A 17,827-nucleotide genomic window follows, 5' to 3' on the forward strand; every position below is an offset into this window, starting at 1 on the left:
AGAGTCAGAATGAGTGCCATCGCCAATCGCTATGAATTCGTGCTGCTGTTCGACGTCACCAACGGCAATCCCAATGGTGATCCGGATGCCGGCAACCTGCCGAGGCTCGACCCGGAGACCAATCAGGGACTGGTGACCGATGTCTGCCTCAAGCGCAAGATCCGCAACTACGTTGCCCTCGAGAAGGAAGAAGACGCCGGCTACGCCATCTATATGCAGGAAAAGTCGGTACTCAACAACCAGCACAAGAAGGCCTATGATGCGCTCGACATCAAGCCCGAGCCGAAGAAGCTGCCCAAGGAGGTGGAGAAGGCCCGTGCGCTGACAGAGTGGATGTGCCGGAATTTCTTCGACGTGCGCACCTTCGGCGCGGTGATGACCACCGAGGTCAACTCCGGGCAGGTGCGTGGCCCGGTGCAGATGGCCTTTGCCAGCTCCATTGACCCGGTGGTGCCGATGGAGGTCTCGATCACCCGCATGGCGGTCACCAACGAGCGCGACCTCGAGAAGGAGCGCACCATGGGCCGCAAGCACATTATTCCCTATGGCCTCTATCGTGCGCACGGTTACATATCGGCCAAGCTCGCCGAGCGTACCGGCTTCTCGGAAGACGATCTCGAGCTGCTGTGGCGCGCTCTGATCAATATGTTCGAGCATGACCGCTCGGCCGCCAGGGGTGAGATGTCGGCACGCAAGCTGATCGTCTTCAAGCATGACCACCCGATGGGCAATGCCCCGGCGCACCGGTTGTTCGACAGCGTGAAAGTCGTGCGTGTCGAAGGCGAGGAAGATACACCGGCTCGTCACTACAGCGACTATCGCGTCTCCATCGATGCCGAGGCCTTGCCGGCCGGGGTCAGCGTTGACGAGAAGCTATAGGTGAACCGGATGGAGGATGACGTTCGCCTGATCCCGCTCTCGGCGCTGCAGCATATGCTGTTCTGTCCACGCCAGTGTGCGTTGATCCACCTCGAACAGCAGTGGTTGGAAAACCGCTATACGGCGGAAGGGCGTATCCTCCATGAACGTGCTGATAATCTGGGGCATGAGCGTCGGCGGGGCATTCATACCGCCATGGCGCTTCCGCTGGCCAGTGAAACACTGGGATTGACCGGGGTTGCCGATGTGGTCGAGTTCGATGAGTCCCAGCAACCCACAGGGGTCCGGCCCATAGAGTACAAGCGTGGCCGGCCCAAGGCCCATCGCGCCGATGAAGTCCAGCTCTGTGCCCAGGCGTTGTGCCTGGAAGAAATGCTGGACGTCAGTATCGAGCAGGGCGCGCTCTACTATGGCAAGACGCGGCGGCGCAAGACCGTCGCGTTCGACGATGAATTGCGGGCACTGACCCTACGCGTCATCGCCGATACTCGCGCGCTCTTCGATAACAACCGTACGCCAACTGCCATCTATGAGCCCAAGCGCTGTGACCATTGCTCGTTGATCGATGCCTGCCAACCGCAAGTAATGGGGAAGCAGCGCTCGGCGAGCCGTTGGCTAGCGCGTCAACTGCAATCGCTTGATGAGTGAATCGCATGCGCCGTCAGCTCAACACGCTGTATATCACCACCGAAGGTGCCTGGCTCAAGAAGGACGGAGCCAACGTGGTCATGAATGTAGAGGGCAAGGAGCGGGCGCGGCTACCTATCCATATGCTCGAATCACTGGTGTGCTTCGGCAGGGTGCTGGTATCGCCACCGCTGATGGGCTTTTGTGCCGAACAAGGGGTCACCATTACCCACTTGTCGCCTAACGGTAAGTTCCTCGCGCGTATCGAAGGGCCGGTATCCGGCAACGTGCTGCTGAGGCGCACCCAGTACCGCACCAGCGATGACGAAACCGCCTGTGCAGCTATCGTCCGCGGCGTGCTGATCGGCAAGGTGCACAAGCAGCACGCGGTGATCTCCAGGGGGCTGCGTGACTACGGTAGCAAGCTGGACCCGTCCGAGCGTGAAGGATTGGAAAGGGTGCGGACTCGCCTGGGCCGGATCGCGCGGGACCTACTGCGTGAGCCCACGACGAATGGGTTGCGTGGCCTGGAGGGTGAAGCCGCGCAGGTCTATTTCAGCGTTTTCGATAGCCTCGTTCGTCACAACGGAGAAGCCTTCCGCTTCACCGGCCGCAACCGTCGCCCACCGCGTGATCGCCTCAATGCGTTGCTGTCGTTTCTCTATACTCTGTTGACGCACGACTGTCGCTCGGCGCTGGAAAGCGTGGGGCTGGACCCGGCGGTGGGGTTTCTGCATCGGGATCGTCCTGGGCGCCCCAGCCTTGCTCTGGACCTTGCCGAGGAGTTCAGGCCACTGCTGGGAGACCGCCTGGCACTATCACTGGTCAATCGTCGGCAGCTGCGGGAGAAGGACTTCACGGTTGCCGAAAGTGGCGGCGTGGCACTAACCGATGAAGCGCGCAAGACGGTGCTGACTGCCTATCAGGAGCGGAAGCGCGAGGAGCTCAACCATGCCTTTGTCGGTGAGAAGGCCCCGATCGGGATGTTGCCGCTGCTCCAGGCGCAACTACTGGCGCGTCATCTGCGTGGTGATCTGGATGCCTACCCACCCTTCCTGTGGAAATGACTTGTCGCTAAGGAGAGCGCGGCGATGATGGTTCTGGTCAGCTACGATGTCAGTACCTCTTCCGAAGGTGGCGAGGGTCGACTGCGTCGCGTCGCGAAAGCCTGCCGTGATGTTGGGCAGCGAGTGCAATTCTCGGTGTTCGAGATCGAGGTCGATCCCGACCAATGGGTGCGCCTACGGCAGCGGTTGATCGACCTGATCGACGATGAAGTCGATAGCCTGCGTTTCTATTTCCTGGGCAGGAACTGGAAGAACCGTATCGAACATATCGGTGCCAAGCCTGCCATGGACATGAACGGCCCCCTCTTTTTCTGATTTTCCTGTTGTCTTGCGAACCCTAAGCGTCCCGCATTTCACTGGTGGGTTCGCAGCTCTTTAACAATATGTTTTCATTGATGTTCTTGAGTGATGGTCTGTTTGGTAGAAAATTAGAACCTTATGGAAGATCTGTTTCGCTGATCCACGGTTATTTTGCTCGTCTCATCAAAGCGTTATAAAGGAACAGTCGCGGCCCGCCCGGGCCGCGCGGATAGAAACAACATGGAGCAGTGGGCAGCCTGCGCCGACCCCACGTCGCGGCCCGCCCGGGCCGCGCGGATAGAAACCTATAAAGTAGAGAAAGGAAGTCCTTTTTGCAAGCGTCGCGGCCCGCCCGGGCCGCGCGGATAGAAACATGGTCACCTCAATCGCATATCGGCCACAACTACGGTCGCGGCCCGCCCGGGCCGCGCGGATAGAAACGGCTCTTGCCATCGGCGGTCACGGCATCGGCGGGCGTCGCGGCCCGCCCGGGCCGCGCGGATAGAAACACGCCGGAGATCATCACCGGCGAGGCCGACCCGGAGGTCGCGGCCCGCCCGGGCCGCGCGGATAGAAACTATAAAAACGGCGTGTTTATAGCGCAAAGGGCATGTCGCGGCCCGCCCGGGCCGCGCGGATAGAAACCTGAATTGAGCGTGTCAGGCGGCTGCGTGATGTACGTCGCGGCCCGCCCGGGCCGCGCGGATAGAAACCGCAAGATCGTGCGCGCCGCGGCCAGCGTGGCGCGTCGCGGCCCGCCCGGGCCGCGCGGATAGAAACAGCCACGAGATCGACCTGCAGATGCGCAGGGTGGAAGTCGCGGCCCGCCCGGGCCGCGCGGATAGAAACGACCGCGCCGGCGAGCTGGATGACCGGGGCCAGCGTCGCGGCCCGCCCGGGCCGCGCGCGGATAGAAACAGGAAGTGGGTCGTCGGTCATCCACATCCAGACGAGTCGCGGCCCGCCCGGGCCGCGCGGATAGAAACACCTGCATGCCCTTGGCCTTGGCGAGCGCGCATCCATGTCGCGGCCCGCCCGGGCCGCGCGGATAGAAACTGCTAGCAGAGGCTATGGTCAGGGGCCGCATCGAGTCGCGGCCCGCCCGGGCCGCGCGGATAGAAACATCCTGCCCATGCCTAATAGCTGGTCTAAGCGCAAGGTCGCGGCCCGCCCGGGCGCGCGCGGATAGAAACTAGCACGCCCATGCGCCCATCCATCTCCACCAACACGTCGCGCGGCCCGCCCGGGCCGCGCGGATAGAAACTACGATCAAGGACCGGACGACGCCTATGAGGCCGGGTCGCGGCCCGCCCGGGCCGCGCGGATAGAAACTTCGATTTGCGGCAGCCCGTTTGAGTTTGGAAACGGTCGCGGCCCGCCCGGGCCGCGCGGATAGAAACCGCCCGTCGGCCAGATAGTCACGGGGCCTTCGACGTCGCGGCCCGCCCGGGCCGCGCGGATAGAAACAGCCATTGTGGGCTAAAAAGACAACATGAAGAAGGGCGTCGCGGCCCCCCCGGGCCGCGCGGATAGAAACCTCCGCTGTCAACTGTCGATTGCCGCTTGAGCGCGCGTCGCGGCCCGCCCGGGCCGCGCGGATAGAAACACGCAAGACATGGAAAAGCGTATGCGCAGTCACGTCGCGGCCCGCCCGGGCCGCGCGGATAGAAACGCTCGCCCATGCCATCGTCCACCGCATCACTGAGGTCGCGGCCCGCCCGGGCCGCGCGGATAGAAACATCCGCCGCCCGGAAGAAATGACAGCCACGGCCAACGTCGCGGCCCGCCCGGGCCGCGCGGATAGAAACACCAGGCATCGGACGCCCAGCACATACACATCCTCGTCGCGGCCCGCCCGGGCCGCGCGGATAGAAACCGCGCCTACCTCATGGGCACGGCCGACAACGTGCGGTCGCGGCCCGCCCGGGCCGCGCGGATAGAAACCGCTCAAGCAGTATGAGCGCATCGCCCGCGACCTGTCGCGGCCCGCCCGGGCCGCGCGGATAGAAACATGCGCGACGACATTCGCCGCCTCGATGAGCCGCCTGTCGCGGCCCGCCCGGGCCGCGCGGATAGAAACAACGCAAGCGGCGCCGGAGTGTGCTGCCTCCGGGTCGCGGCCCGCCCGGGCCGCGCGGATAGAAACAGCCACTTGGACCCAGCCGTCAGTCGCATCAATATCGTCGCGGCCCGCCCGGGCCGCGCGGATAGAAACGCCATGATGCAGGAAGAAGAGGCCGCCGGCCTGAAGTCGCGCGGCCCGCCCGGGCCGCGCGGATAGAAACTGCTAGCAGAGGCTATGGTCAGGGGCCGCATCGACGTCGCGGCCCGCCCGGGCCGCGCGGATAGAAACGCGGCCTGGGACCAGAACGGGGAACTGCCGGTATGGTCGCGCCCGGCCCGCCCGGGCCGCGCGGATAGAAACACCACCTGCTAGATCAGGTCGCCTCGGAGTGCGCGTCGCGGCCCGCCCGGGCCGCGCGGATAGAAACAATCTCGTAATTCTCCCGCACGTACTGATAAATCTCGTCGCGGCCCGCCCGGGCCGCGCGGATAGAAACGCAGACGACCAGGCCGAGTTCCTGGGCGACATCACGTCGCGGCCCGCCCGGGCCGCGCGGATAGAAACTACCACGCCGCCATCACCGACGGCTGGATGGATCGCGTCGCGGCCCGCCCGGGCCGCGCGGATAGAAACTCGAGCGGGGGCACCGGGGTGTAGTCGTAGTCGAGTCGCGGCCCGCCCGGGCCGCGCGGATAGAAACGCCGGCGGCCTGAGAGACCGGCTCTGCAAACACGTCGCGCCCGCCCGGGCCGCGCGGATAGAAACTACAACAGCGAAAACGAGGCCCCGCTCGAGGTTCGTGTCGCGGCCCGCCCGGGCCGCGCGGATAGAAACCCCGGCGACTATCCCATGAGACCTTTTCATCCAGAGTCGCGGCCCGCCCGGGCCGCGCGGATAGAAACGGCCGCACCGGCGGCTTCGCCGGGATCGGCTCCGGTCGCGGCCCCCCCGGGCCGCGCGGATAGAAACCTCCACCACACACTCCGGACAAACGGGCCGGTCGGTCATGTCGCGGCCCGCCCGGGCCGCGCGGATAGAAACACCATGGCAGAATTGACCGGGAACGGCATTGTCGGGTCGCGGCCCGCCCGGGCCGCGCGGATAGAAACCAGGCGAAGAAAAACGGGTAGCGGCGCGCATGGTCGTCGCGGCCCGCCCGGGCCGCGCGGATAGAAACAGCAGCTCCCGAACAACCTTGGGTGATATTTCCGGGTCGCGGCCCGCCCGGGCCGCGCGGATAGAAACCCCTTGTTGGTGGTTGTGGACCGCCGTGTGGGCGGGTCGCGGCCCGCCCGGGCCGCGCGGATAGAAACTGGCAGTGGGCGATGACCTGATCCAGCGTCATCTTGTCGCGGCCCGCCCGGGCCGCGCGGATAGAAACTTCGTCTTCGTCTGTCATCACTCCCTCTCCCCATCGGCGGGTCGCGGCCCGCGCCCGGGCCGCGCGGATAGAAAACCATGCCCACCGTGGCGCGAATCTCGTCCTCAGTGAAGTCGCGGCCCGCCCGGGCCGCGCGGATAGAAACTTCGCCGATAAGCTCAAAGCTCGCGCGCCTCGTGAGTCGCGGCCCGCCCGGGCCGCGCGGATAGAAACATTGGCGGCAGCGAATAGCCAGTATCGTCGTGGCGTCGCGGCCCGCCCGGGCCGCGCGGATAGAAACCGCCGCTACATGACCGAGGCCCGCAAGGCGGTGAGTCGCGGCCCCGGCCGGCCGCGCGGATAGAAACGTAGTCATAGGCGGTGCGGGCTTCGTTGACCTGGTGGTCGCGGCCCGCCCGGGCCGCGCGGATAGAAACCTGGGTACCGAGTGGATCCGCGCGCGCGCGACCGTCGCGGCCCGCCCGGGCCGCGCGGATAGAAACGTCTGGACCCTTGACCATGCGGCGAGCGTTGCCTAGTCGCGGCCCGCCCGGGCCGCGCGGATAGAAACCCGATCTGGGACGAGTGGAGCCAGCAGGCGGCGAGTCGCGGCCCGCCCGGGCCGCGCGGATAGAAACACCAGGCTGACGACGAAGGCGACGATGGCGAACAGTCGCGGCCCGCCCGGGCCGCGCGGATAGAAACGACCCGAGCGAGACCCATGACCCGGCTCTGTACATGTCGCGGCCCGCCCGGGCCGCGCGGATAGAAACTGCCAGTGGGTGCAGAGCGACAACCCCGCGATCAGGTCGCGGCCCGCCCGGGCCGCGCGGATAGAAACGCCTTCGGTGTCGCCGCCGAACAGCGAGGGGTAGGTCGCGGCCCGCCCGGGCCGCGCGGATAGAAACATCATCCGCCGCGTGCGCTACATGGTGCTGAAGCGTCGCGGCCCGCCCGGGCCGCGCGGATAGAAACATGGTCTGCTTGATCGGGCGGGCAAACGCCACCAGGTCGCGGCCCGCCCGGGCCGCGCGGATAGAAACGCCATTCACCAGGGCGGCGCTCAAACTCGTCCACACCGCGTCGCGGCCCGCCCGGGCCGCGCGGATAGAAACTTCAGGATGCCGGCAACCATCGGCATATAGGCAAGTCGCGGCCCGCCCGGGCCGCGCGGATAGAAAAACATCGAGGGGTTCGACTGCCCCGGCATCGAGGTGGTGTCGCGGCCCGCCCCGGGCCGCGCGGATAGAAACCGGCTGATACTGGACGAGTTCGGCATCCCGCTGGAGTCGCGGCCCGCCCGGGCCGCGCGGATAGAAACAACCACGACCCCAACTTCGTGCTGGGGCGGACCACGTCGCGGCCCGCCCGGGCCGCGCGGATAGAAACATGCAAGGACGCATCGACGTAGACGAATACCGAGAGTCGCGGCCCGCCCGGGCCGCGCGCGGATAGAAACGATCACGATGCCATCCTGTTGGATGAGGCGCCCGCGTCGCGGCCCGCCCGGGCCGCGCGGATAGAAACCTGAACGGCAGCCCCGGCACCGTGTACAAGGGTCAGGTCGCGGCCCGCCCGGGCCGCGCGGATAGAAACCGACATATCGCCCTTGATCAGCGATATACCGCCAGCCAGGTCGCGGCCCGCCCGGGCCGCGCGGATAGAAACCGACATATCGCCCTTGATCAGCGATACCGCCAGCCAGGTCGCGGCCCGCCCGGGCCGCGCGGATAGAAACACCAAGGATTGGGTTTATTGGGCGACAGACTCTGGGGTCGCGGCCCGCCCGGGCCGCGCGGATAGAAACACTCAAAGTATGATCAACAACTCCCGCGCCGCAAGTCGCGGCCCCCGCCCGGGCCGCGCGGATAGAAACTAGCGGGTCGTGCTCGGTGGTGATGTCCTCGGCATGTCGCGGCCCGCCCGGGCCGCGCGGATAGAAACTCGATGGGCTCGCCTTGCAACAGGCTGGGATATATATGGTCGCGGCCCGCCCGGGCCGCGCGGATAGAAACGGGCTCGTCATCGAGGATCGTGATGCTGCCGGCTCGTCGCGGCCCGCCCGGGCCGCGCGGATAGAAACACAATTGGCCAGAAACGCGGGTCTTGATGCTGACGTCGCGGCCCGCCCGGGCCGCGCGGATAGAAACTGTTCAAGGGCACCAGCCCCGTGCCGCCTGAGCATGTCGCGGCCCGCCCGGGCCGCGCGGATAGAAACAGGGAAAAAGAGAAGACGCCCCCGCGCTTGCACAAGTCGCGGCCCGCCCGGGCCGCGCGGATAGAAACTTGTGCCATTGGCTGGCGTCTTTGGTGGTTTTCACAGGTCGCGGCCCGCCCGGGCCGCGCGGATAGAAACTTCCACAGGGTGAAAGCGAGGGCGGCCACGGCGGGTCGCGGCCCGCCCGGGCCGCGCGGATAGAAACCACAGCAGGTAACCGGCATAGACCAGGGCCATGACGTCGCGGCCCGCCCGGGCCGCGCGGATAGAAACTCGAGCGGGGGCACCGGGGTGTAGTCGTAGTCGAGTCGCGGCCCGCCCGGGCCGCGCGGATAGAAACAAACACTTTACCCTGCCGGGTCTTGGCCCAGGGTTTGTCGCGGCCCGCCCGGGCCGCGCGGATAGAAACAGGCCGTCCGGCTCTGCTTCGAGAAGGGCGATCAGGTCGCGGCCCGCCCGGGCCGCGCGGATAGAAACTCGTCGGTAGAAGCCCAAGCCAATGAATCCATTGAGGTCGCGGCCCGCCCGGGCCGCGCGGATAGAAAAAACACCCCCCCCCCCCCTCTGTAAACCCCGCCATTACAGGTCGCGGCCCGCCCGGGCCGCGCGGATAGAAACGTTGAGCCAAGTAGGGAGATTACGGCAGGAGCCGGGTCGCGGCCCGCCCGGGCCGCGCGGATAGAAACAGCAACCCGCCGGCCAGCACCACCGTGGCCGGCGGTCGCGGCCCGCCCGGGCCGCGCGGATAGAAACTCTCTCCTGGTTGTCGCGCTGCCGACGCCATTGGCAGGTCGCGGCGCCGCCCGGGCCGCGCGGATAGAAACGAGTGCGAAACCGTCGAAGAAGCCGTCATGTACCGGTCGCGGCGGCCCGCCCGGGCCGCGCGGATAGAAACGCCGCCGGCCTGCCTTACGAGATCGCCGATCGCCGGCGAGCGTCGCGGCCCGCCCGGGCCGCGCGGATAGAAACAAGCTCACCGTGAATGGCCAGGACAAGGTCGAGAGTCGCGGCCCGCCCGGGCCGCGCGGATAGAAACGCCAAGACCCTCCCCGCCGTGGTCGCCGGAGTGAAGGTCGCGGCCCGCCCGGGCCGCGCGGATAGAAACAAGGACGCCCTGCTCGACGCCCAGCTCGGCATGGCGTCGCGGCCCGCCCGGGCCGCGCGGATAGAAACGCCGACCGCGTCGCCGCCGCCTGAACCCGATAGGAGGTCGCGGCCCGCCCGGGCCGCGCGGATAGAAACGACGTCGACGCCGGCGAGAGCCGCCCGATCTCCGCGTCGCGGCCCGCCCGGGCCGCGCGGATAGAAACCGCAAGGACCGCATCGCCCGCTACCTCAAGCCCGAGTCGCGGCCCGCCCGGGCCGCGCGGATAGAAACATTGGGGCCCCGCCGAGATGGACCCCATGCCCCGTCGCGGCCCGCCCGGGCCGCGCGGATAGAAACGCCAGCGTTCGCCATGACAAGGCCATGGAGGCGGGTCGCGGCCCGCCCGGGCCGCGCGGATAGAAACCGGCGCCTGCGCGAGGAGCAGGGCGAGCGGCTCGAGTCGCGGCCCGCCCGGGCCGCGCGGATAGAAACTGGCGGCTCGGCTCGCTCAGGCCCAGGCGGTGAGGTCGCGGCCCGCCCGGGCCGCGCGGATAGAAACTGGAAGGAGCAGGCCGGCGCCGTGGATAGCTGGGAAGTCGCGGCCCGCCCGGGCCGCGCGGATAGAAACGTGCAGGGCGGCGCGGTGTTGGGGGAAGCGCCCGCGTCGCGGCCCGCCCGGGCCGCGCGGATAGAAACAGGCCTACCCGGCGGCAGAGGTCGCTGAGCGACATGTCGCGGCCCGCCCGGGCCGCGCGGATAGAAACGGTAAGTCCTTGTTTCGCCACCTTCGCCACCCCTGGTCGCGGCCCGCCCGGGCCGCGCGGATAGAAACACCGCCGAGTATCAGGCGCTCGTCAACCGGGTGATGGTCGCGGCCCGCCCGGGCCGCGCGGATAGAAACCTTGACGGCTCAGGTGTGCTCCGGCTGTGGCTCAAGTCGCGGCCCGCCCGGGCCGCGCGGATAGAAACCTCTATGAGATTGACGACCCGCCCGGGCAGACTGGTGGTCGCGGCCGCCCGGGCCGCGCGGATAGAAACCTGAGCCGCATCAACGTCATCGGCGTTGACGACATGGTCGCGGCCCGCCCGGGCCGCGCGGATAGAAACACCGGCTCCGGCTCGCCGAAGGTGAAAGCCTGGGGCGTCGCGGCCCGCCCGGGCCGCGCGGATAGAAAACACGCAGCAGGCTAGGTGACTGACCCAGGCCATCTCGTCGCGGCCCGCCCGGGCCGCGCGGATAGAAACACGCGGTAGCCGTCGGCGATGAGCATGAGCAGCAGGTGTCGCGGCCCGCCCGGGCCGCGCGGATAGAAACCATTGCAGGCGCGGGATACGGTGCATGGCGCCGGCGTCGCGGCCCGCCCGGGCCGCGCGGATAGAAACCTCGGCAACAGCTTCAACACTACGGCGGCGGATCGTCGCGGCCCGCCCGGGCCGCGCGGATAGAAACGAACACCTGGCGCAGCAGGTTGCGTGTCGGGGGCGCGTCGTCGCCCGCCCGGGCCGCGCGGATAGAAACAGCATCGCTGTCGCCAAGGGTGGCGTGGTGCACGGGTCGCGGCCCGCCCGGGCCGCGCGGATAGAAACCTGGCGTGGGTGGATGAGCATGAGCCCATGCACGGGTCGCGGGCCCGCCCGGGCCGCGCGGATAGAAACCCCCCGTGGCTGTCCTGGCGCTCCTCCATGCGGGTGTCGCGGCCCGCCCGGGCCGCGCGGATAGAAACCCCCCGTGGCTGTCCTGGCGCTCCTCCATGCGGGTGTCGCGGCCCGCCCGGGCCGCGCGCGGATAGAAACCGTTCCTGCTCGGCCTGGGCGTCGCTGGCGGCCCGTCGCGTCCCGCCCGGGCCGCGCGGATAGAAACTTCGGGCTCGGCTTGCTCAGCTTGGCGTCCAGCGTCGCGTCCCGCCCGGGCCGCGCGGATAGAAACAGCGGCCAGGGCGTGCGCTGGGTGTTGTGCACCACGTCGCGTCCCGCCCGGGCCGCGCGGATAGAAACCTCAGAGCCCCGCCCCCCTCATGCTGAACACGGGGGTCGCGTCCCGCCCGGGCCGCGCGGATAGAAACCTGGCCAAACACTACGGCGGCGTGGTGGGCGCCGAGTCGCGTCCCGCCCGGGCCGCGCGGATAGAAACCACCAGGTAGGTGGTGCGTATCCCGGGCTATGACCGAGAAAAGGGGAGGCAGCACAACCTGGCTACCATCATCGAGCTCAGTCGAGTCCTCGAGCGCGGCAAGTGGCTGACCCATGACTGGCGGCGCTACTGGGGCCTGTGTCTCTGTTTCGATGCGCTGATCGGTAACACTGACCGCCATCAGGAGAATTGGGGGCTGATCTGGAGCGAGGAAGGGCCGACGGCACGGTTCACACCCTACTTCGACAATGGCACCAGCCTGGGGCATGAGCTGTTACCGGAGAAGATGCAGCTGTCAAGCGACATCAGAAAGTGACCCCCTGGCGACAGTGAAATCTGACCCCCTTACCTGACGACCTGATCGTGATGGTGGATGGTGTCGGGCTTGATCAGCCCGGCCTTGCGCTTGGCACGCAGTCGGTAACTGTCGCCTCGGATGGTGATGACGTGGCTGTGATGCAGCAGTCGGTCAAGGATCGCCGTGGCGACCACGGCGTCACCGAACACCTCGCCCCACTCGCTGACCGCTCGGTTGCTGGTGACCAACAGGCTGCCGCGCTCATAACGCCGGGTGACCAGCTGGAAGAACAGGTTGGCCGCCCCCGGCTCCAGCGGCAGGTAGCCCAGCTCGTCGATGATCAATAGCTTGGGCTTGGCGAAGTGCCTTAGCCGTTCCTCCAGGTCGCCATTGGCATGGGCCTGGACCAGTTGGGTAATCAGTGCCGTGGCGGTAGTGAACAGCACTGAGTAGCCGGCCTTGACCGCTTCCCGGCCAAGTGCCACAGCGAGATGACTCTTACCCACGCCCGGCGGGCCGAGCAGCAGCAGAGCATCGCCGTTGGCGATCCAGCGTCCGCAGGCCAACTCACGGATCTGACCGGGATCGACGGCAGGCTGGGCGCTGAAGTCGAACCCTTCCAGAGTGCGCAGGAACGGGAAGCGGGCGATGCTCAGGCCCATCTGGATGCGCCGCTGCTCCTTGTGGGCCACCTCCTGCTCGCACAGGTAGGCCAGCGTCTCGCGCAGGGTCAGCTCCCGGCGTGCGGCTTCGTCAAGCAGCGTGTCGAGCCGCTCGCGGATGGCGGTCAGCTTGAGACGCGTCAGCATGGCATCCAGGCGCTCCGTCTCGGGCATCGTCATCACCAGCCACCTCCCCCACCACGGCTTCGTACTCGGTCAGGTCGCGCTGCAGCACGGCCGGCGGCAAGGTGGCCACGATCTCGCTGGACGCCACGACCTCCTCGGCGTCCGCTTTGGGGGATCGGTAGCCGACGATGCCCTGCAGGTGCTCCGGCAGGCAGCGCACCTGGCGGCGCCCGCCCAGCTCCGGGTGGCGGGCCACTTCACGGCCGGCGTGGTGCACCCGCAGTTCGCCGTCGGTCACGCTGACCTGGACGGGCTCACCGATCAGGCGCCAGGGCACGCTGTAGCGGTTGGTGTCGACCTCCACGGTGGCGTCGCGCTGGACCCGACGGCTCAGCTCTCGTGCCTGCTCGAAGGGCGCCCGGTCGTTGAGCGGCTGCAGGCTGGCCTGTTCGGCGATGAAGCGCACCGCCGGCAGCTCTCCGGTGGTGCCGTGGACCCGCTGGTCGGCGATCTCGCGCATCCACCAGATCAGGTGGGCCTCCAGCGCCGCCCAGGAGGCAAAGGTGCGGGGCGGCGGCGATGGCGTTACGTTTCACATAGCCGACGCCTCGCTCGTCCTTGCCCTTGGTGCGGGCGCGGTACGGCGCACAGGCCACCGGTCGGAACCCCCAGTAGCGGGCAAAGGCCGCCAGCCGCTCGTTGAACACCACCTCGCGGGTCGCCGCGTTGTGGTGATCGACCAGCGCCCGGGCGTTATCCAGCAGTACCTGCTCCGGCACGCCGCCAAAGTGGCGGAAGGCGCCTTCCAGGCCGGCGAACCACGCCGACTGCCGCTCGTGCCGGAAGGCGCGGACGTAGTGGCGGCGGGAGTAGCCCAGGGTGGCGACAAACAGGAAGACCTTGACCGACTCCCCATCGATGGTGATGTGGCGGCTGCCGAAGTCGATCTGGAGCTGCTTGCCGGGCGGAGTCTCGAACCTCACCGTGGCCTTGGCTTCGGCGGCCAGGGCCTGACGGAAGGGCGCGCAGGCGCGTTCCACCGTACGCAGGCTGACCGTGAGGCCGTGTTCGAGCTGCAGGTCTTGCAGGACCACGGCGGCGTTGCCGGCATGCTGCAGGAAGCGGGCCTTCAGCCATTCCTCCAGCCCTTCCAGCGACTTGCTGCGCTGCGGGCTTGCGTAGGGCGCCCAGCCGCCCTGGCGCAGGTAGCGCTTGACGGTGTTCCTGCTGATACCGAGTTCATCGGCGATGCGTTTCGTCCCCCAGCCACAGGCCTTCAGGCGGAGCATGGCGGCGACATCCTCTGGGCTCTGCATCGGTTCCCCTCGTACCTGAGTGTGGGGAACGTTATATCCGGATTTCTTCATGGGCGGACCCTCCTGGTGAACTCACGGAGGGGTCAGTTTTCGGTGTCGCTTGGGGGGCAGTTTTCCATGTCGCCTGACAGCAGCGCATGATGCGTGACCCGAACGAGCTCGCGGGATACCTGCGCAGGGGTGAGCATCAGATGCGCTGGTCCAGAAGCGACAGCCGGCGTTTACACCTGATCGAAGGAGTCGCCGAGTACTGCCGGCACTTTCCGCATATCCGACCGATACTGATAGAACGGCTGCAGAGATGGTGCGAAGATGACTTGGAGGCCATGCTGTACCGCCTCACGCAATTTGACCTTCCGCACCCGCTTACAGCTCAACGTGCTGAATTTATTGCCTTCCTGACGCTGACAAGGAGAGCGCGCCTGTTAGAGGCGCTGGAGAACTGACATGGCCCGCTTTATCGAACATCTGGTAGAACCACAGCGGCTGCTGCTCTTCTGGCAGGCCCGCGAGAGCAAGAAGCGCTCTCGCTATCGCGTGGGCCAGTTGGTGACGAAGGGCGGTCAGGTAGTGCTTCAATATGACCACGGCCCCGAGATGACAGAGGCGAAGCAAATGGGCTTCGAAGGCTATCCCGCCTTCCCGCTGAAGCAGGTGGAGCACAGCCACCAGGTGATGGAGGCCTTCAAGCGGCGCCTGCCGCCGCGAAGCCGAGGCGATTTCAGTCGCTATCTGGAGCTGCGTGCCATCCCTGCCGATGCCGAGATCAGCGACTTCGCCCTGTTGGGGTACAGCGGTGCCAAGCTACCCAACGATGGTTTCGAGCTGGTGCATCCCTTTGATGATCCGCCTGAAGCCTTCGAGGTGCTGGTGGAGGTGGCTGGGTTCCGCCATGAAGCCGAACTCGACGCCTCAGAGCTGAGCCAGGGCGACCCCGTGCAGTTCGTGCCGGAACCTGAAAACCAGATTGACGCACACGCCATCAGGATGGAGAGCGCCGGACGAAAGCTGGGTTATGCTCCGCGGGGGCACCTGGACATGCTTCACCGCATGCTGGGCCGGGGTGCTGCCCTCGACGGCGAGGTATTTCGCATCAATGGCAGCCCAGAGCGCCCCCTGGTTTATGTACTGACTCGGATCCGACTGGATGACCGACCGGCAATGCCGGCCAATGTGTTCCGGATGCAGGCTTGAGCCTTTCGCGCTGAGCGCCTCCACATGTGTCAACACGACCCCCGCCTCTTGGCTCTCACGAGCTTACGCGGGGGTTCTTAGGTGCTGCCGTCGCCGAGGCGCCATAGCTGTTTCAGGCGCTCCACGGTGTGGGACCACTTGGGCTTGGTCGGCTTGCAGACGATGTTCTGGTTGCCGAGCAGCCTCACCTCGCTGAAGGCTTCCTTGTGGCTGACGGCATGCAGCCAGGCATCGTAATCGGGGGACGCGTCGCAATCGGGGACCTGCCCCTCTTCCCTGCCCCTATTCCTCGGGGGGCATCACCACCCACTCCGGCTCCTCGAATTCGCCGATCAGGCGGATCTCGCAGCAGGGGGCGGCGCTCTTGATGATCGCCTTCACCGTCGGGTCGCGCTTGGCCTCCATGGCGTCGCGGCTGGCCTTGCTGTCCCAGTGGGCGATGGCGATCAGGGTGGTGGGGTCGTCGATCTTGCGGTGCAGCTCGGTGCCTCGCGCGCCCGGCGCACGCTGGATGATCTCGCTGGCGCGCACCCAGGCCTCGGCGTATTCCTCGGCCGGGTAGCCGTCGCGGATATGCACCTCGAAGATGTATTTCATGGCGCCTCTCCCGGTCGGTTCTCCGCTCAGTGTATCTCCCCGAGGATGTGGCTTCGCCCCGCTGCGGGCGTCCGCTAATATGCTGGGGGCAACTGGCCCTTCATCGACCACAAGGAGTGAGCATGTCCGATACCCCCTATGCGAAGACCCTGGCCGCCCTGGATGCGCTGCACGCGCAGGACCCGCGCCATGTGGAGGTGTAGGGGGCGCCCGTGCCCCGGGAGCTGTGGCACGCCGGGCGCATGAGCGCCTGGCTGGAGCGGCTGCATGAGCACCCCGACGAGCTGATTCGCCTGGCGGTGCGCGGCCAGCACCTGCAGCGCTGGCAGGTGCCGCGCAGCGACTACCCGGAGGGGCGGGTGGGCTACCTGACCTGGCGGCGCGACCAGGGCCAGCGCGCCGGGGAGACCACTGCCGCGCTGATGCGCGAGGCGGGCTTCGATGACGAGTCGGCCGAGGCGGTGAAGCGGATGATCCGCAAGCAGGGCCTGGGGCGCGACCCGGGCGCCCAGGCGGTAGAGGATTGCGCTTGCCTGGTGTTCCTGGAGAACTACTTCGCGGACTTCTCGAAGCAGATCGACCACGACCACCTGATCCGCATCGTGCAGATGACCTGGAAGAAGATGTCGCCCAAGGCCCATGAGCTGGCGCTTGGCCTGCCCATGAGCGCTGCGGCGCGCAGCCTGGTGGAGGAGGCGCTGGCAGGCTAGGCCTGCCCCAGCAGGCGGGCGCTGTACCAGGCGATCATGCGCTCCTCGTCGGTGGGGATCACCCAGGCGCTGACGCGGCTGTCGGCGCGGCTGATGCGGAGGGCGTCGCGGCGGTTGGCGTCTGGGTCGAGGGCCAGGCCCAGCCACTCGCAGCCCCGGCAGATGGCCTCGCGCACCGGGGCGGCACGCTCGCCGATGCCGGCGGTGAAGACCAGCTGGTCGAGCCCGCCCAGGGCGGCCGCCAGGCTGCCGATCTCGCGCACGGCGCGGTAGGCGTAGAGCGCCACTGCTTCGCGGGCCTCCTCCGCAGGGCTTGCGAGCAGCTCTCGCATGTCGCCGCTGATGCCGGAAACGCCGAGCAGGCCGGAGCGCTTGTAGAGCAGCTCGGTGACCTCGTCGGCGCTCATTCCCTCCTGCTGGATCAGGTGCAGCACCAGCCCCGGGTCGAGGCTGCCGCTGCGGGTGCCCATGGGCATTCCCTCGATGGCGGTGAAGCCCATGGTGGAGGCCACGCTCTGGCCGTTGCGGATGGCGCAGAGGCTGGCGCCGTTGCCCAGGTGGGCGACGATCACCCGCTCGCGGGGGGCATCGCCCAGGCAGGCCGGCAGCACCTGGTTGATGTAGTCGTAGGAGAGCCCGTGGAAGCCGTAGCGGATCAGTCCGCGCTCGGTCATCTCCCGGGGCAGGGCGAACCAGCGGGCGACCTCGGGTTGGTCGGCGTGGAAGGCGGTGTCGAAGCAGGCCACCTGGGGCAGCTCGGGGTAGCGCTCGGCCAGCGCCGCCACCGGGGCGAGGCAGAAGGGCTGGTGCAGCGGTGCCAGCGATTCGAAGGCCTTGAGCGCGTCGGTGATCTCGGGGGTGAGGCGCACCGGGCGATGGTAGGCACGGCCGCCGTGGACCACCCGATGCCCCACCGCGGCGAGCGCCAGGTCGGGGTGCGCATCCAGCCAGCCCAGCAGGCGCGCGGTGGCGCCAGGCAGGTCGAGGCTCGGGGGCAGCTCGCCCATCTCCGCGGCCACCGGGTGGCCCTCGCCATCCGCCAGGCTGAAGCCGGGGGCGCCACCGTTGAGCCCGGTGAACTTGCCGCGATAGCGGGGCGTCAGGGCGTCGAGTGAAGCGGCCCCCGCCAGCGGGTAGAGGGCAAACTTCAGGCTGGAGGAGCCGCTGTTGAGGGTCAGGATATGACGCAT

10 protein-coding genes, 2 pseudogenes and 5 CRISPR repeat arrays are annotated in these 17,827 nt (G+C 67.7%); of the genes and pseudogenes, 8 read left to right on the forward strand and 4 right to left on the reverse strand.

Features of this window, described 5'->3' with window-relative positions:
• The first annotated feature begins 9 nt into the window (after positions 1-9).
• The 5 genes from cas7c to B6N23_RS11115 all read left to right on the forward strand — a co-directional run bounded on the left by cas7c (position 10) and on the right by B6N23_RS11115 (position 12,050).
• Entirely contained in the window at positions 10-879 is an 870-nt protein-coding gene (gene cas7c / locus B6N23_RS11095; protein WP_169956558.1) for a type I-C CRISPR-associated protein Cas7/Csd2, read from the forward strand.
• Positions 880-888: 9 nt separating this feature from the next.
• Positions 889-1,527: a CRISPR-associated protein Cas4 gene (gene cas4, locus B6N23_RS11100; protein ID WP_169956559.1), complete on the forward strand. Its 639-nt coding sequence runs from the start codon at positions 889-891 to the stop codon at positions 1,525-1,527.
• A gap of 5 nt (positions 1,528-1,532) precedes the next feature.
• Complete coding sequence (gene cas1c / locus B6N23_RS11105) at positions 1,533-2,573, forward strand: type I-C CRISPR-associated endonuclease Cas1c (RefSeq protein ID WP_305498849.1); 1,041 nt, start codon at positions 1,533-1,535, stop codon at positions 2,571-2,573.
• Positions 2,574-2,597: 24 nt separating this feature from the next.
• Positions 2,598-2,888: a CRISPR-associated endonuclease Cas2 gene (gene cas2 / locus B6N23_RS11110; protein WP_305498850.1), complete on the forward strand. Its 291-nt coding sequence runs from the start codon at positions 2,598-2,600 to the stop codon at positions 2,886-2,888.
• A gap of 189 nt (positions 2,889-3,077) precedes the next feature.
• A CRISPR array of direct repeats spans positions 3,078-3,997; the repeat unit is 33 nt; unit sequence GTCGCGGCCCGCCCGGGCCGCGCGGATAGAAAC.
• Positions 3,998-4,104: 107 nt separating this feature from the next.
• A CRISPR array of direct repeats spans positions 4,105-6,320; the repeat unit is 33 nt; unit sequence GTCGCGGCCCGCCCGGGCCGCGCGGATAGAAAC.
• 111 nt (positions 6,321-6,431) lie between these two features.
• Positions 6,432-7,481: a CRISPR direct-repeat array (repeat unit 33 nt; unit sequence GTCGCGGCCCGCCCGGGCCGCGCGGATAGAAAC).
• Between the two features lie 105 nt (positions 7,482-7,586).
• A CRISPR array of direct repeats spans positions 7,587-9,270; the repeat unit is 33 nt; unit sequence GTCGCGGCCCGCCCGGGCCGCGCGGATAGAAAC.
• Between the two features lie 108 nt (positions 9,271-9,378).
• Positions 9,379-11,734: a CRISPR direct-repeat array (repeat unit 33 nt; unit sequence GTCGCGGCCCGCCCGGGCCGCGCGGATAGAAAC).
• Positions 11,735-11,747: 13 nt separating this feature from the next.
• Complete coding sequence (locus B6N23_RS11115; RefSeq protein WP_305498852.1) at positions 11,748-12,050, forward strand: hypothetical protein; 303 nt, start codon at positions 11,748-11,750, stop codon at positions 12,048-12,050.
• 29 nt (positions 12,051-12,079) lie between these two features.
• Here B6N23_RS11115 and istB read toward each other — a convergent pair whose 3' ends face one another.
• Together istB and istA are read right to left on the reverse strand one after the other, a co-directional pair.
• Positions 12,080-12,874, reverse strand: coding sequence for an IS21-like element helper ATPase IstB (gene istB / locus B6N23_RS11120; protein ID WP_305499182.1), 795 nt, complete (start codon positions 12,872-12,874; stop codon positions 12,080-12,082).
• A pseudogene (istA, locus tag B6N23_RS11125) lies at positions 12,874-14,187 on the reverse strand (IS21 family transposase). The gene istB and the pseudogene istA overlap by 1 nt, the downstream one beginning before the upstream one ends.
• Before the next feature lie 89 nt (positions 14,188-14,276).
• Here istA and B6N23_RS11130 point away from each other — a divergent pair.
• Together B6N23_RS11130 and B6N23_RS11135 are read left to right on the forward strand one after the other, a co-directional pair.
• Complete coding sequence (locus tag B6N23_RS11130; protein WP_305498854.1) at positions 14,277-14,582, forward strand: hypothetical protein; 306 nt, start codon at positions 14,277-14,279, stop codon at positions 14,580-14,582.
• 1 nt (position 14,583) lies between these two features.
• Positions 14,584-15,330 carry an HIRAN domain-containing protein gene (locus B6N23_RS11135; RefSeq protein WP_305498857.1) on the forward strand — a complete coding sequence of 249 codons (747 nt, stop codon included), beginning with the start codon at positions 14,584-14,586 and terminating at the stop codon, positions 15,328-15,330.
• A gap of 282 nt (positions 15,331-15,612) precedes the next feature.
• Here B6N23_RS11135 and B6N23_RS11140 read toward each other — a convergent pair whose 3' ends face one another.
• Positions 15,613-15,927, reverse strand: a complete 315-nt coding sequence (locus B6N23_RS11140; protein WP_305498860.1) for an antibiotic biosynthesis monooxygenase family protein — start codon at positions 15,925-15,927, stop codon at positions 15,613-15,615.
• A 122-nt stretch (positions 15,928-16,049) separates the two neighbouring features.
• On the opposite strand from B6N23_RS11140, the pseudogene B6N23_RS11145 reads away from it, so the two are divergent.
• Positions 16,050-16,637: pseudogene (locus B6N23_RS11145) on the forward strand (DUF4202 domain-containing protein).
• Here the strand turns inward: B6N23_RS11145 and B6N23_RS11150 are convergent.
• Positions 16,634-17,827, reverse strand: coding sequence for an acetate/propionate family kinase (locus tag B6N23_RS11150; protein WP_305498862.1), 1,194 nt, complete (start codon positions 17,825-17,827; stop codon positions 16,634-16,636). The pseudogene B6N23_RS11145 and the gene B6N23_RS11150 sit on opposite strands and share 4 nt — an antisense overlap.

The sequence above is a fragment of the Halomonas alkalicola genome (assembly GCF_030704205.1).
GTDB lineage: Bacteria > Pseudomonadota > Gammaproteobacteria > Pseudomonadales > Halomonadaceae > Halomonas > Halomonas alkalicola.

Excerpts from the sequence above, each read along its gene's own strand:
- B6N23_RS11150 (WP_305498862.1), bottom strand. The coding sequence starts at position 17,827 with ATGCGTCATATCCTGACCCTCAACAGCGGCTCCTCCAGCCTGAAGTTT.
- B6N23_RS11130 (WP_305498854.1), top strand. The coding sequence starts at position 14,277 with ATGCGTGACCCGAACGAGCTCGCGGGATACCTGCGCAGGGGTGAGCAT.
- cas4 (WP_169956559.1), top strand. The coding sequence starts at position 889 with ATGGAGGATGACGTTCGCCTGATCCCGCTCTCGGCGCTGCAGCATATG.
- cas7c (WP_169956558.1), top strand. The coding sequence starts at position 10 with ATGAGTGCCATCGCCAATCGCTATGAATTCGTGCTGCTGTTCGACGTC.
- B6N23_RS11135 (WP_305498857.1), top strand. The coding sequence starts at position 14,584 with ATGGCCCGCTTTATCGAACATCTGGTAGAACCACAGCGGCTGCTGCTC.
- B6N23_RS11140 (WP_305498860.1), bottom strand. The coding sequence starts at position 15,927 with ATGAAATACATCTTCGAGGTGCATATCCGCGACGGCTACCCGGCCGAG.
- cas1c (WP_305498849.1), top strand. The coding sequence starts at position 1,533 with ATGCGCCGTCAGCTCAACACGCTGTATATCACCACCGAAGGTGCCTGG.
- istB (WP_305499182.1), bottom strand. The coding sequence starts at position 12,874 with ATGACGATGCCCGAGACGGAGCGCCTGGATGCCATGCTGACGCGTCTC.
- cas2 (WP_305498850.1), top strand. The coding sequence starts at position 2,598 with ATGATGGTTCTGGTCAGCTACGATGTCAGTACCTCTTCCGAAGGTGGC.